Source organism: Streptomyces sp. NPDC004266 (genome assembly GCF_042874095.1).
Classification (GTDB): Bacteria; Actinomycetota; Actinomycetes; order Streptomycetales; family Streptomycetaceae; genus Streptomyces.
Genome location: NZ_JBIAMM010000013.1, coordinates 87,005 through 99,786, shown reverse-complemented (window position 1 = coordinate 99,786; position 12,782 = coordinate 87,005). Strand labels below are relative to the sequence as shown.

At 74.3% G+C, this 12,782-nt stretch carries 14 protein-coding genes; 8 read left to right on the top strand and 6 right to left on the bottom strand.

Annotated elements, in window-relative coordinates:
• Nucleotides 1-40: 40 nt before the first annotated feature.
• Nucleotides 41-1,423: an NAD(P)/FAD-dependent oxidoreductase gene (locus tag ACFYUZ_RS28190; protein ID WP_389313825.1), complete on the bottom strand. Its 1,383-nt coding sequence runs from the start codon at nt 1,421-1,423 to the stop codon at nt 41-43.
• 145 nt (nt 1,424-1,568) lie between these two features.
• Between ACFYUZ_RS28190 and ACFYUZ_RS28185 the strand changes: the two genes are divergently transcribed.
• Complete coding sequence (locus tag ACFYUZ_RS28185) at nt 1,569-2,141, top strand: NADPH-dependent FMN reductase (protein WP_389313823.1); 573 nt, start codon at nt 1,569-1,571, stop codon at nt 2,139-2,141.
• 42 nt (nt 2,142-2,183) lie between these two features.
• Here the strand turns inward: ACFYUZ_RS28185 and ACFYUZ_RS28180 are convergent, their stop codons facing one another.
• The 3 genes from ACFYUZ_RS28180 to ACFYUZ_RS28170 form a co-directional block, all read right to left on the bottom strand.
• Nucleotides 2,184-3,362: a YncE family protein gene (locus tag ACFYUZ_RS28180; RefSeq protein ID WP_389313821.1), complete on the bottom strand. Its 1,179-nt coding sequence runs from the start codon at nt 3,360-3,362 to the stop codon at nt 2,184-2,186.
• Nucleotides 3,363-3,531: 169 nt separating this feature from the next.
• A complete protein-coding gene (locus ACFYUZ_RS28175) occupies nt 3,532-4,113 on the bottom strand; it encodes a dienelactone hydrolase family protein (RefSeq protein WP_389313819.1) in 582 nt (193 codons plus the stop codon).
• Between the two features lie 114 nt (nt 4,114-4,227).
• Nucleotides 4,228-4,500 carry a hypothetical protein gene (locus ACFYUZ_RS28170; protein ID WP_389313817.1) on the bottom strand — a complete coding sequence of 91 codons (273 nt, stop codon included), beginning with the start codon at nt 4,498-4,500 and terminating at the stop codon, nt 4,228-4,230.
• Between the two features lie 192 nt (nt 4,501-4,692).
• Between ACFYUZ_RS28170 and ACFYUZ_RS28165 the strand changes: the two genes are divergently transcribed.
• From ACFYUZ_RS28165 to ACFYUZ_RS28140, 6 genes are all read left to right on the top strand, one after another.
• Complete coding sequence (locus ACFYUZ_RS28165; protein WP_389313815.1) at nt 4,693-5,925, top strand: RNA ligase; 1,233 nt, start codon at nt 4,693-4,695, stop codon at nt 5,923-5,925.
• Nucleotides 5,904-6,821, top strand: a complete 918-nt coding sequence (locus tag ACFYUZ_RS28160; RefSeq protein ID WP_389313813.1) for an AAA family ATPase — start codon at nt 5,904-5,906, stop codon at nt 6,819-6,821. Before ACFYUZ_RS28165 ends, ACFYUZ_RS28160 begins: the two co-directional genes overlap by 22 nt.
• Nucleotides 6,822-6,887: 66 nt before the next feature.
• Nucleotides 6,888-7,589, top strand: coding sequence for a ribonuclease H (locus tag ACFYUZ_RS28155; protein WP_389313811.1), 702 nt, complete (start codon nt 6,888-6,890; stop codon nt 7,587-7,589).
• A 287-nt stretch (nt 7,590-7,876) separates the two neighbouring features.
• Nucleotides 7,877-8,560, top strand: coding sequence for a GNAT family N-acetyltransferase (locus tag ACFYUZ_RS28150; RefSeq protein ID WP_389313809.1), 684 nt, complete (start codon nt 7,877-7,879; stop codon nt 8,558-8,560).
• A gap of 336 nt (nt 8,561-8,896) precedes the next feature.
• Nucleotides 8,897-9,976, top strand: coding sequence for an enoyl-CoA hydratase/isomerase family protein (locus ACFYUZ_RS28145; protein ID WP_389313808.1), 1,080 nt, complete (start codon nt 8,897-8,899; stop codon nt 9,974-9,976).
• On the top strand, nt 9,973-10,896 hold the full coding sequence (locus ACFYUZ_RS28140) for a glutaminase (protein WP_389313806.1): 924 nt from the start codon (nt 9,973-9,975) through the stop codon (nt 10,894-10,896). Before ACFYUZ_RS28145 ends, ACFYUZ_RS28140 begins: the two co-directional genes overlap by 4 nt.
• 24 nt (nt 10,897-10,920) lie before the next feature.
• Here the strand turns inward: ACFYUZ_RS28140 and ACFYUZ_RS28135 are convergent, their stop codons facing one another.
• Nucleotides 10,921-11,529: a TetR/AcrR family transcriptional regulator gene (locus ACFYUZ_RS28135; RefSeq protein ID WP_389313804.1), complete on the bottom strand. Its 609-nt coding sequence runs from the start codon at nt 11,527-11,529 to the stop codon at nt 10,921-10,923.
• A 93-nt stretch (nt 11,530-11,622) separates the two neighbouring features.
• On the opposite strand from ACFYUZ_RS28135, the gene ACFYUZ_RS28130 reads away from it, so the two are divergent.
• Nucleotides 11,623-12,024 carry a DUF4345 domain-containing protein gene (locus tag ACFYUZ_RS28130; RefSeq protein WP_389313802.1) on the top strand — a complete coding sequence of 134 codons (402 nt, stop codon included), beginning with the start codon at nt 11,623-11,625 and terminating at the stop codon, nt 12,022-12,024.
• A gap of 15 nt (nt 12,025-12,039) precedes the next feature.
• Here the strand turns inward: ACFYUZ_RS28130 and ACFYUZ_RS28125 are convergent, their stop codons facing one another.
• On the bottom strand, nt 12,040-12,738 hold the full coding sequence (locus ACFYUZ_RS28125; RefSeq protein ID WP_389313800.1) for a lysophospholipid acyltransferase family protein: 699 nt from the start codon (nt 12,736-12,738) through the stop codon (nt 12,040-12,042).
• Nucleotides 12,739-12,782: the final 44 nt, after the last annotated feature.

Sequence of the window (12,782 nt, the reverse complement as noted above, 5' to 3'; positions counted from 1 at the left end):
GAGCCGGTTCCGGCCGCCCCGGCCGCTCGCCGCGCGGAGGTCAGTGCCCGCCGCCCGAGCCCACCGCCCCGCGGAACGAGCCCGTGTGCTTGCGGACCTGTTCCGGCGTCAGATACGCGTCGGTGTACTCGAAGTCCCGCAGCGTCCCCGCCTTCGAGGCCAGGAACCCGGTCCGTACGTAGTCGTCGCCCGCGACGGCGTTGAGCAGCCAGTTCGTCATCACCCGGGTCTTGGCCACGTTGGTCCGCAGCGCCGCCCAGTGGTAGCCGCGGGCCACGGCCTGGGCGGGCGCCCCGTGCAGCTCCACGCCGAGCGGCTTCGACACCCCGTCCATGCCGCCCAGGTCCACCACGAGCCCCAGGTCCTTGTGGGCGTACGGGTAGGTCCGCTCGCCCCGGAGCGTCGCGACCAGGTTGTCGGCGACGGCCTTGCCCTGCCGCATCGCGTGCTGCGCGGTCGGCGGGCAGATCGCGCCCTCCTCGCCCTTGGCGAGATCGGGGACGGCCGCGGCGTCGCCCAGCGCCCACACCCCGTCGAGGCCCGGCACGACCATCTCGGCCGAGACGACGAGCCGGCCCCGGAGGGTCTCCGCTCCCAGCGTGCCGATCAGCGGACTCGCGGCCACGCCGGCCGTCCAGATCAGCGTCCGGCTCGGCAGCACCCGTCCGTCGGTGAGCGTCACCGACTCCTCGTCCACCGAGGCCACCGACACGCCGAGCGACACCTCGATGCCGCGCTTCGTCAGGATGTCCATGGCGGCGGCGCCCAGCTTGTCGCCCAGCTCGGGCATCAGCTTCGGCGCGATGTCCACCAGGTGCCACTTGATGAGGCCGGGGTCGAGCCGGGGGTACCGCTTGACCGCGTTGTGCGTGAGGAGTTGGAGACAGGCCGCCGTCTCCGTCCCCGCGTACCCGCCGCCGACCACGACGAACTGCAGCCGCGCGGCCCGCTCCTCCTCGTCGTCGCTCGCGTCCGCCAGGTCCAGCTGGGCGATGACGTGGTCGCGGATGTAGACGGCCTCCGCGAGGGTCTTCATCCCGCGCGCGTGCTCGGCGAGTCCCGGGATGTCGAAGGTGCGGGTCACGCTGCCGGGCGCGAGGACGAGATGGTCGTACTGCTCCGTCACGAACTCACCGGTGATCGTCCGCACCACACAGGCCTTCGCCGCCGTGTCGATGCCGACCACACCGCCCGGCACGATCCGGGTCCGGTGCCGCTGGCTGCGCCGCAGGGAGAGCGCGACCGACTGCGGGGTCAGCACCCCGGCGGCCACCTGGGGGAGCAGCGGCAGGTAGAGCTGGTACGAGAACGGGGAGAGGAGCGTGATCACCGCCTCCCGTTCGGTGAGGCGCCGTTCGAGCCGCCGCACACAGCCCACCCCGGCGAAGCCGGCGCCCACCACGAGGATCCTCGGTCGCGTCACGCTGTCCGCCTTTCCGTATGAGTCGTGGTCCAACCTTTTTATCGTGATTGGTGCCATATTGCTCATCGGGTCACGTTGCGGAAGACCCTGCGAAGGCCCCACGGAAGGCCTCCGGAAGCCCCCAGCGGAAGGCGGGACAGCGCGCATGAGCACGTACCAGGTCGGCTACTTCGTCGGCAGCCTCTCGACGAAGTCCATCAACCGGGTCCTGTCCCGGGCCCTGATCCGTGTCGCGCCCCCCGGCCTCGAGTTCCGGGAGATCCCCATCAAGGACCTCCCGCTCTACAACCACGACTTCGACGCCGACTACCCGCCCGAGGGCAAGGCGCTCAAGGAGGCCATCGCGGCCGTCGACGCGATCCTCTTCGTGACACCGGAGTACAACCGGTCCATCCCCGGCGCCCTCAAGAACGCCATCGACTGGGCCAGCCGTCCCTGGGGCACGAACTCCTTCACCCACAAGCCGTCCGCCGTCATCGGCGCCTCGCCCGGCAAGATCGGCACGGCCGTCGCGCAGCAGAGCCTCCGGTCGGTGCTCAGCTTCTGCAACTCCCCGCAGATGAACGCCCCGGAGGCGTACATCCAGTTCACCCCGGGGCTGTTCGGCGAGGACGGCGAGGTCACCGACCCGACCACCCAGCAGTTCCTGACCGACTTCATGACCGACTTCAAGGCCTTCGTGGAGCGCGTCCTCACCGTCCTGCCGCCCCGGCGCTGAGGCGCCGGAACGGCGCCGTGGGCCAGGGGGCGGCGCCGTGCGTCAGAGGACGGCGATCCCCAGGGGGCGGGAGCCCGCGGGGAGACGGCGGGTGTCGCCCGTGGCGAGGTCGACGACGGTCAGACCGTCCCAGTACCCGTCCCGGGTGAACCCGCCCGTCACGTAGGCGGTGCGGCCGTCGCGCGACACGGCCACGCTCTCGTGCGGGCCCTCCAGGGGGTGGACCCGCTCGGCCCCGTCGGGCGTGCGCACCGTCAGGGAGGGGCCGCGGTCCACGTCCGGGTCGATCGGCCCGGTGCCGACGGCCAGCAGCGTCCCGTCGGCGGTCACGGTCGCGCCGTGCTGATGGGTGTTCGCGGTCATCGGCTCGATCGTCGTCCGGCCCGTCCTGGGGTCGACCACCGCGAGCCGCTCGCCCTCGAAGGGCAGCAGCAGCTTCCCGTCCGAGGGTCGCACGGCCGTGTAGTGCGGCTTGAGCCAGGAGCCGAGCCCGCCCTCCGTGCCGTACGGGGCGACCTCGATCCGGCGCGGGGCCAGCGTCCTCGCCGTGACGACCGTGACGTCGAAGGAGTCGTGGTTCGTCGCGTACACCTCGGCGCCGTCCCGCGACACGTCCACGTCGAACGGCCGCCGGCCGACCGGGACGGCGTCCGTGACCTTCAGCGCCGCCGTGTCGACGACCTCAAGGGCGCCGTTCCCACCGGGCACGTTGACCCCCACGTACACCCGCCGCCCGTCCGGGGCGAGCGCGATGCCCATGCCGCCGCCCCGGTACTCGCCCGTGGTCACCGGCCCGGTGTCCGTGCGGTACGGGATCAGCGCGAGGCGTTCACGGCGCGCCGTGTCCACGACCGCCACCCCCTCGGCGGTCGCCACCCAGGCACGCCCGTCCTCGCCGACGGCCAGGCCGTACGGCGCGGTGCCGACCTCCACGGAGCCGGTGGCGCCCCGCGCGGGGTCGACGAAGGTGACCGTGTCGGAGCCGAAGTCGGTGACGAGGAGGGTGCCCGGGGCGGTCGTCCCGGCCGGGACGGGCGTCACGGTGACGGCGGAGCCGGAGGCGGCCGGTTCGGCCGTGGGGGAGGCTCCGGCGGGCGTCGTCCCGCCGGCGGCGGAAGCCGGCCCTCCGGAGCCCTGGGCGCAGCCCGCGAGCAGGACCGCGGCCACCGCGCCGGTCAGGAGCGCCCGGGCGGCACGGGACGGACGGCGGAACTTCGGCATGACGGACTCCTCGGTACGGCGACCGCGCGGACGGACCCGCCGGGGTGCCCGCGCCCTGCCCCGATCCTCCGCCCGCGACCGCCCCCGCCGGGTCCGCCACCCGTCTCCGGAGGGACGGCGGGACGGCCGACCCCGGGGTCCACCGATCGGTCGATCCGCCGCGCGGGGCTCAGGCCCCGAGGGCGTCCAGGAAGCACAGCACCCGCTCGACGCACAGCGCGGCCGCCTCCGGCACGTGGTCGGGCGCCCCGCGCTCCGCGAACAGATGGGCCGTGCCCGGGTACAGGAACAGCTGCCGGTCCCCGGCGCCCGCCACCAGCGCGCGCGCCGCCTCCAGGTCCCCCTCGCCGGTGAAGTACGGATCGGCGTCCATGCCGTGCACCTGGACGGGCACGTCCTCCGGCCAGGCCGCGCCGAACGCGTCCGCCGGCACACAGGCGCCGAACAGCAGGGCGCCGGCCGCCCCGGGCCGGGTCTGCGCCAGCTTCTGGGCGGGCAGCACGCCGAGCGAGAACCCCGCGTACACGACGTCCTCCGGAAGCCCCTCGGCCGCCCGCACGCCCCGCGCCACGATCGTGCCGAAGCCGACCTCCTGGGCGTACCCGCCGCCGGTCTCCAGGTCCTCGAAGACCCGCCCCTCGTACAGATCGGGCACGTGCACCGTGTGCCCGGCCCGCCGCAGCCCGTCGGCGAACGCGCCGACGCCCTCCGTCAGTCCGAGCGCGTGGTGGAAGAGCAGTACCTCGGCCATGTCGTCCTCCCCTGGATCACCGCACGGGGCCCGCTCGCGTCGAGACGCGGGCCGCTTCGGGAGGCAGCATGACGCACGCCACCGACAGCGGCCCGGGACACGGCTTCCGCGAGGTCAGCGCATCGGCCGGTGCGGGACGACGGCCCCCGCCTGGCCCATCACGCCCCCGGCACCGCCGACGCCCATGGGGCCGCCGACACCGGGGTGCGGCGCACCGGCGTGCACGACGGCGCCCTGCGGTCCGGGGATCCCCTGCGGAGGCATCTGGATCACCCGGCTCAGATCCCGCAGAACCTCCTCGGCGACCTGGCGGACGTCACCGGGAACGTCCCCCCGCTCCCGTATGAGCTCGGCATAGATCGGTGCCGTGCCGTCCGCGTGGTTCATGGGGCTCGCTTCCTTCGTCTGAGGCCGGTTCCGTCACCGACGGGCAGACGGCGAGTCTACGGGGCACCACCGACACGCCCGGGATCGGGAGCCCGCTCGGCGCCCCCGCCCGCCCCGCCCCGCCGCGAAATTCGGTGTCCCGCCCGGCCGCCCCGCCCCAGAATGGATCACCGAACACACGGGAGGGACCCCATGAGCCAGGCGACCCTGACTCTGCACGACCTGATGCCGTCCGACGAACTCGCCGCCGCTCTGGCGAACGGGCACGTCACGCGCAAGCACCACCCCGAGCTGCCGCTGTCGATCTACACGTACACGCGCGCGTGCCAGTACGCCCAGCACTGGAACCGGGCCACCACGCGCTGTCGCGGCCTCGTCGCCGACGACGCCACCGGGCGGATCGTCGCGCTCCCCCTCCCCAAGTTCTTCAACCTCTCCGAGCACGCCGGCGACCGCCCCTACGCGCCCCCGCTGCCCGACGAGCCCTTCGAGGTGTACGACAAGGTCGACGGCAGCCTCGCCGTCGTCTTCCACTACGCCGACCGCTGGCACGTCGCCTCCAAGGGCTCCTTCACCAGCGGCCAGGCCACCTGGGCCCAGCGCCGCCTCGACGCCGCCGACACCACGGGCCTGACCCCCGGCGTCACCTACCTCGCCGAGATGCTCTACCCGGGCAACCGCATCGTCGTGAACTACGGCGACCGCCGCGACCTCGTGCTGCTCGCCGCCTTCCGCGCGGACGGCACCGAACTGCCCCTCGCCGAGGCGGCCGAGGGGTGGGAGCCCCTCGGCTCCGTCGTCCGCACGTGGCCCGCCATGGACGTCGCCGAGCTCGTCGCCCTGACCGAGTCCAGCACCCTTCCCGGCGGCACCCCGGCCACCGGCACCGACGCCGAGGGCTTCGTCCTGCGCTTCGCCTCCGGCCTGCGCGCCAAGGCCAAGCTCAGCGAGTACGTGCGCCTGCACAAGGTCCTCACCGGCGTCACCGAGCGGGACATCTGGCGCGGCCACGGCATCCAGCGGTTCGCCGGCCTCCCCGCCGGCGAGGTCGCCAAGGGCCTCGGCTGCGCCGTCACCGACGTCGAGGCCTCCGGCGGCAAGCCCCTGGACGCCCTCCTTGAACAGGTCCCGGACGAGTTCGACGCCTGGGTGCGCGAGGTGATCGCGAAGCTGGAGGCGGCCGCGGCGGAGCGCGAGCGGGCCGTCGACGAGGAGTACGCCCGCCTCGCCCACCTCGCCGACGACCGGGCCGCCTTCGCCCGCGCCGCCTCGGGCCTCACCGACCGGGCGCTGCGCGCCCTCCTCTTCCTGCGCCTCGACGGGCGCCCCACCGACCTCCTCGTCTGGCGCCAGCTGCGCCCCGAGGCCACCGACCCCTTCGCCCACGACGAGGAGAACCGACCGTGCCTGTCGTCCATCTCATGACCGGCCTCCCGGCCTCCGGGAAGACGACGGCCGCCCGCGCCCTCCAGGCCGAGGCCGAGGGGCGGATGCGCCGCGTCAACCTCGACGACCTCCGCGCCATGCTCGACGTCCCGTCGCCGGACCGCGGCCGGTCCCACAAGCACGAGCAGACGGTGCTCGGCATCCAGGACGCGGCGGTCCGCGCCGCCGTCGACGACGGCTTCGACGTCGTCGTCGACAACACGCACCTGACGCCGCACGTCCCCAAGCGGCTCAAGGCGGCCGTCGGCGGCCTGGCCACCTTCGCCGTCCACGACTTCACCGGCGTGCCCGTCGACGAGTGCGTCCGCCGCGACGCCGCCCGCGAGCGACCCGTCGGCGAGGAGATCATCCGCATCCTCGCCGACAAGCACGCCAAGGCGACCCGGGGAGGCTGGCGGCTCACCGCGGACTGGCTCAACGACCGCCCCGCCGTCGGAGAGCCGTACGTCCCCGACCCGGCGCTCCCCACCGCCGTCATGTGCGACATCGACGGCACCCTCGCGCTGCGCGTCGACCGGGGTCCGTACGACTTCGGCCGCTGCGACCGCGACCTGGTCAACCCCTCCGTCCGCGACGCCCTGCGCGCCTTCCGGCACTCCGAGCGGGACCGGATCGTCCTCCTCTCCGGGCGCAGCGAGGACCACCGTGCCCTCACCGAGAGCTGGCTCGCCCGGCACGAGGTGCCGTACGACGAGCTGTGGATGCGCGCCTCCGGCGACGGCCGCGGCGACGACCTCGTGAAGGCGGAGCTCTTCGACGCCCATGTGCGCCACCGGTACGCGGTCCGGGTCTCCCTGGACGACCGCGACCGCGTCGTCGCCCTCTGGCGCCGGATGGGCCTTCCCACCTGGCAGGTCAACTACGGCGCCTTCTGACCCGGTCCGGCCGGGCGCCGACGGGGGTGGGACCGCCCACCCCCGTCGGCGTGTCAGGATCGTGGGATGGTGGAGAAGATCATCGCGGCGTGCGACGGCGCGTCGAAGGGAAACCCCGGCCCCGCGGCCTGGGCATGGGTCATCGGCCGCGCCGACGGGGCGATCGACCGCTGGGAGGCGGGCCCCCTCGGCAGGGCGACCAACAACGTGGCCGAACTCACGGCCCTGGAGCGCCTCCTGGAGGCCCTGGACCCCGCACTGCCCGCCGAGGTCCGCATGGACTCGCAGTACGCCATGAAGGCCGTCACGACCTGGCTCCCCGGCTGGCGCCGCAAGGGCTGGAAGACCGCCGCCGGCACCCCGGTCGCCAACAAGGACCTGGTCGTACGGATCGACGCGCTGCTCACCGGCCGGGACATCGACTTCGTGTACGTCCCCGCGCACCAGGTCGACGGCGACCCCCTCAACGACGCAGCCGACCGCGCGGCCAGCCACTCCGCCCGCACCCAGGAGCCCCTCGCCTCCGCCGACGGAGCCGAACTGCCCGCGGCCGACCCCGCCACGCGCACCTCCACGCCCCGGGCGCGCTCCTCTGCGCCCCGTAAGGGCTCCGCGGGCTCCGGCGGGGGTTCCGCCCGTGGGACTCGCCCGTCCGGCCGCACCCTCAACGCCAAATTCCCGGGCCGCTGCCGCTGTGGTCGTGCCTACGACAAGGGCGAGAGCATCGCGAAGAACTCCGACGGCTGGGGCCATCCCACCTGCGTCTGAACCGAAGGGCCGTCCGACTGGCGGGCGGCCCCGTCCGGCCCGTGAGACCGCTCGACCCGGGCGCACGACAGGCTTCACCCTCGCGTGGACGCCGGTTCTCCCGGGGTTCTGTTCTCGGAGCGGTTGTGGCTGCATACTGATCCTCCTCGCACCCGGTGGCGAACCGTTTTACCTGCTCATTTGTCGTTCTCACGACACTTTCGGCACCGGGCGAGAACCCCCTCCTGCTGCCGCCGCGGACTCCCCGCGGCGGGAGTCGTCCCTGCCCGTGAAAGACCCGAGGTTCCGTGCCAGTACCTGTTCTCCTGACCGGGCGCTCCGTGCGCCTGGAGCCGCTGGCGATGCGGCACGCCGAAGCCCTCGCCCGGGCCGGCGGGGCGGACCGATCGGCCTACGCCTTCACCCCCGTACCCGATGGCCTCGAATCGGCCCTCGACTACATCGCCCGCGCCCTCGCCGATCAGGCGGCAGGCCGTTGCCTGCCCTTCGCCCTGGTCAGTACGGCCGACGAGAGAGTCATCGGCTCGACCCGCTTCCTCGAACTCGACTACTGGCGGGGCCCGCTGGTGTGGCCGCCGGTGCCCGGCATGCCCCACGGCGATCCGCTGACCGCCGTCCCGGACGCTGCCGAGATCGGCAACACCTGGATCGCCGGCGACGCCCGGGGCACCGGAATCAACACCGAGGCCAAGTACCTCATGCTCCGGCACGCCTTCGAGGCCTGGGGCGTGCGCCGCATCACCATGCGCGCCGACGCCCGCAACACCCGCTCCAGAATCGCCATCGAACGGCTCGGGGCGACCTGCGAGGGCATCCGCCGCGCCCACTCCCGTGGACTCGACGGCGCCGTCCGCGACACGGCCTTCTACTCGATCCTCGACGAGGAATGGCCCACCGTCCGGGACATCATCGAGCTGCGGCTCTCCGCCCCCCGGCAGGTGCGCGTTCCCCAGGACCTGCTGCCCGCCTGAGGCCCGCGGGCCCTCCGCCGCCCCGGCCCCTCCCGACGGACCCCCGCCGACCGGGGCCGGGGCGGCGCGCGACCGGCTCCCCGACCCCGTCCCGTCGCCCTGATCCGGCACTCGCGTCCGCGGCCCGCCGGTGGTTCCATGGAGGTGACGGGAAGGGCTCGGTGTGAGGACGCGGAGTAGCGGCCCCCACCGGACCGCGCACCGTGCAATCAGGATCCGCGAGAAGCGGATGAGCCCTTCCCGCCCCTTCGCTCCACCCCCTCCCAGGGGGTGCGGCACGCCCCGGTACGGTGGCCGTGACAACGACGTCGTGCCACCCGAAGGAACCGAGTGACCGTGCCGACCGGAACCCCCGACGTGCTCCTCCGGACGGAGGGCCGGACCGGATTCATCACCCTGAACCGGCCCCGCGCCATCAACGCGCTCACCCACGCCATGGTCCGCGCCGTCGACGGCGCGCTCACCGCCTGGGAGCACGATCCGGCCGTCACCACCGTCGTCATCGAGGGCGCCGGCGAGCGAGGCCTCTGCGCCGGCGGCGACATCCGCGCCATCCACGACGACGCACGCGCCGGCGGCTCCGCCTCCGCGGCCTTCTGGCGGGACGAGTACCGGCTCAACGCCCGCATCTCCCACTACCCGAAGCCCTACGTCGCCCTCATGGACGGCATCGTGATGGGCGGCGGCGTCGGCGTCTCCGCACATGGCTCCGTCCGCGTCGTCACCGAACGCTCCCGGGTCGCCATGCCCGAGACCGGCATCGGCTTCGTCCCCGACGTCGGCGGCACCCGCCTCCTCGGCCGCGCCCCCGGCGAACTCGGCACCCACCTCGCCCTCACCGGCGGCCACGTCGGAGCGGCCGACGCCCTCCTCACCGGCCTCGCCGACGCCTGCGTGCCCTCCGCCGAACTGCCCGCCCTGACCCGCGACCTGACGGCCCTGCCGGCCGAGGAGGCACTCGCCCGCCACGCCGTCGCGCCGCCCGCCGGCGTCCTCGCCGAGCAGCGGGAGTGGATCGACGCCTGCTACACCGCCCCGACCGTCGAGGAGATCGTCGAGCGACTCTTCGACACCGGCGTCCCCGACGCCAAGGAGGCGGCCGAGACCCTCCTCGCGCGCTCCCCGGCCGCCCTCAAGGCGACCCTGGCCACGCTCCGCCGCTCCCGTACCCTCGCCACCCTCGAAGAGGTCCTCGACCTGGAGTACCGCGTCTCCTGCGCGGCCCTCACCACCCCCGACCTCGTCGAGGGCATCCGCGCCCAGGTCGTCGACAAGGACCGCGACCCCCACTGGACCCCGGCCACCCTCGCCGAGGTCACGGAGGCCGACGTCGCCCGCTACTTCGCCGTGCCGGCCGACGGCGACCTCGGCCTGGCCGCCGCGACCGCCGGCCACGGGGAGCGAGGCGGCGCGTGACCACGACCACCTCCTTCCAGCCCGTCCTCGACCGCATCGCCGAGGAGATCGCGGAGCTCACGGACCGGGGCACCCCGGCCGACTACATCCCGGCCCTCGCGGCGGGCGACCCGCGCGAGTTCGGCATGGCCGTGGCGGAACTCGACGGCACGGTCTACGGAGTGGGGGACTGGCGCCGCCCCTTCTCCACGCAGTCCGTCACCAAGGTCTTCACCCTCGCGCTCGCCCTCGCCGGGGAGGGCGAGGCGCTCTGGGCCCACGTCGGCCGGGAGCCCTCCGGCGACCCGTTCAACTCCCTCGTCCAGCTGGAGTACGAGCACGGCATCCCGCGCAACCCGTTCATCAACGCGGGCGCCCTCGTCGTCACCGACCGGCTGCACCGCCTGACCGGCGACGCCTCCGGGGAACTGCTCGCTTTCCTGCGCGCCGAGAGCGGCAACCCGGACCTCGCCTTCGACGCCGACGTCGCCGCCTCCGAAGCCGCCCACGGCGACCGCAACGCGGCCCTCGCCCACTTCATGGCCTCCTACGGCAACATCACGGGCCCGGTGCCCGAGCTGCTGCGCGAGTACTTCCGGCAGTGCTCCCTGGAGGCCTCCTGCGCCGACCTGGCCCTCGCCACCGGCTTCCTGGCCCGGCACGGCCTCCGCGCCGACGGCAGCCGTCTGCTGACCCGCAGCCAGGCCAAGCAGGTCAACGCCGTCATGCTCACCTGTGGCACCTACGACGCGGCCGGCGACTTCGCCTACCGCGTCGGGCTCCCGGGCAAGAGCGGCGTCGGCGGAGCCGTCGTCGCCGTCGTCCCGGGCCGCTGCACCCTGTGCGTCTGGAGCCCGGGCCTGGACAGCCGGGGAAACTCGGTGGCGGGAGTGGCCGCGCTCGACCGCTTCACGACCATCACGGGCCTGTCGGTCTTCTGACCGGGCCCGCCGTTCGGCCGGTGGTCAGCGGGGCCAGTCGGGGGCCGGGTCCTCGTCGAGGAGGGGCCGGAGGGCGCCCACGACCGCGCCGACGCACACGTCGCGCAGCTCGGTGCGCGTGCAGGTCTCGTGGGTCAGCCAGTCCACGCACAGCACCTGCACGAAGACCAGCCAGCTCTTCAGGACGCCCGACACGGCCGCCCGCGTCCGGTCGTCGGCGAGCGGCAGCACGCCGAGCAGGCGCTCGCGCAGGGCGTCCAGTTCGTCGGTGATGATCGTCTGGACGAGGAGGTCGCCGGCCAGGACGCGGTTCGCCGCGAGAACCGTGTTGCGGTTCGCCGCGAAGTACTCGATGTGCGCGTCCAGGCCCTGCGTCAGCTGTTCGACCAGGGTGTCGGCGGGGTCGAGCCGCGTCTTCGCGAGCAGCTGTGCGGAGACCTCCCGGTAGAGCGCGGCGAACAGCTCCCGCTTGCCGGGGAAGTGCTGGTAGAGCAGCGCCCGGGAGACCCCGGCCCGCTCGGCGACCTCCTCCATCAGCACCTCGTCGTACGGCAGCGCGGCGAAGAGCCGTGCGGCGACGTCCAGGAGCTGGGCGCGGCGTTCGGCGGGGCTGAGGCGTCTGCGGGGCGGCACCCCGCCATGTTACTTGACATGTGTCCAGTAAGCGGCCGTACGCTGAGGCCCACCACTACTGGACGCGTGTCTACTTGATGGGGGGTCGCACACATGACCAGAGCCGGAGTGCTTCGGGGGCTCGTCCTGGCCATGGGGTACGCCTGCGTGGCGATCGGGCTCCTCCACGTCCTGCTCGGCAACGCCGCGATCCCGGGTGCCGGATCGGCCGGCCCCACGGTCGACAGCCTCGGCCGGTTCCTCGGCGCGACCTTCGCCGGCTACGGCCTCGCCTGGCTCTGGGCGGCGCGGCAGTCGCCCGTCCCCGCCGCGGTCGTACGGGGGCTCACCGCCGTGTTCCTGCTGGGCGCCCTCGGAAGGCTCCTCTCCCTCGCCGTCGAAGGACGGCCGCACTGGTTCCAGCTGGCGCTCGCCGCCCTCGAACTCGCCCTCTCCCCGCTGCTGTTCCTGCTGGCGGACGCGGATGAGCGGGCCGGGAGCGGGGCCGCCGCCTGACGGAGGGACGGCGACTCAGCCCCGGCGCGCGGGCGCGGCCGCCCGCCCTTCGCCGCCGAGCGCCGCGGGCTCGCCCAGGGCCCCGGCCGCCGTCCGCCAGGCCTCGGTCACGGCCCCGTGCGCGAGCTCCGTCGCCGCGGCCACGTCGTCGGGCAGCCGCAGCGGCGTGCCGATGTGGACGTGCAGGCCCGGCCTGCGGACGGGCGCGGTCAGCACTCCGGCGAGCTGCTTCGCCCGCCCGCCCGAGGTGATCCGCCGGGCCCCGGCCTGACCGATCGGCACGACCGGCGCCCCCGTCGCCCGCGCGAGCCGTGCGAGGCCGGTGCGGAACGTCTCCGGCGGGTTCTCGGCGGCGTCCCGGCGCGGCGGGATGCGCCCCTCCGCGTACAGCATCACGTGCCGCCCCGAGGCGAGCGCGACCGCCGCGTGGTCCAGGGCCGCCGCCGCGTGCGCCGAGCCGCGGTGGACGGGGACGTGCCCCTCGCGGGTCAGCGCCCGGCCGAGGACCGGCACCCGCCAGAGCCCCGAGGTGGCGAGCAGGACGGGCTCGACGGCCAGCCGCCTGCGGAGCGCGGCGAGCACGAGCGCCGGGTCGGCGAGCGACGTGTGGTTCACGACGAGGATGCTGCCCGGCTCGACACGGGCCCCGGGGTCCGAGGTGACGGTCAGCCGCCCGAAGAACGGGACGACGTGGGCGGCGAGACGACTGAGCACGGGAGGCCCCCTGGGTCCGAGGCGGAACGGTGACGGAACCATCG

Coding starts and splice junctions, on each gene's coding strand:
- ACFYUZ_RS28185 (WP_389313823.1), top strand. CDS start 1,569: ATGAGCACGTACCAGGTCGGCTACTTCGTCGGCAGCCTCTCGACGAAG.
- ACFYUZ_RS28180 (WP_389313821.1), bottom strand. CDS start 3,362: ATGCCGAAGTTCCGCCGTCCGTCCCGTGCCGCCCGGGCGCTCCTGACC.
- ACFYUZ_RS28175 (WP_389313819.1), bottom strand. CDS start 4,113: ATGGCCGAGGTACTGCTCTTCCACCACGCGCTCGGACTGACGGAGGGC.
- ACFYUZ_RS28170 (WP_389313817.1), bottom strand. CDS start 4,500: ATGAACCACGCGGACGGCACGGCACCGATCTATGCCGAGCTCATACGG.
- ACFYUZ_RS28165 (WP_389313815.1), top strand. CDS start 4,693: ATGAGCCAGGCGACCCTGACTCTGCACGACCTGATGCCGTCCGACGAA.
- ACFYUZ_RS28155 (WP_389313811.1), top strand. CDS start 6,888: ATGGTGGAGAAGATCATCGCGGCGTGCGACGGCGCGTCGAAGGGAAAC.
- ACFYUZ_RS28130 (WP_389313802.1), top strand. CDS start 11,623: ATGACCAGAGCCGGAGTGCTTCGGGGGCTCGTCCTGGCCATGGGGTAC.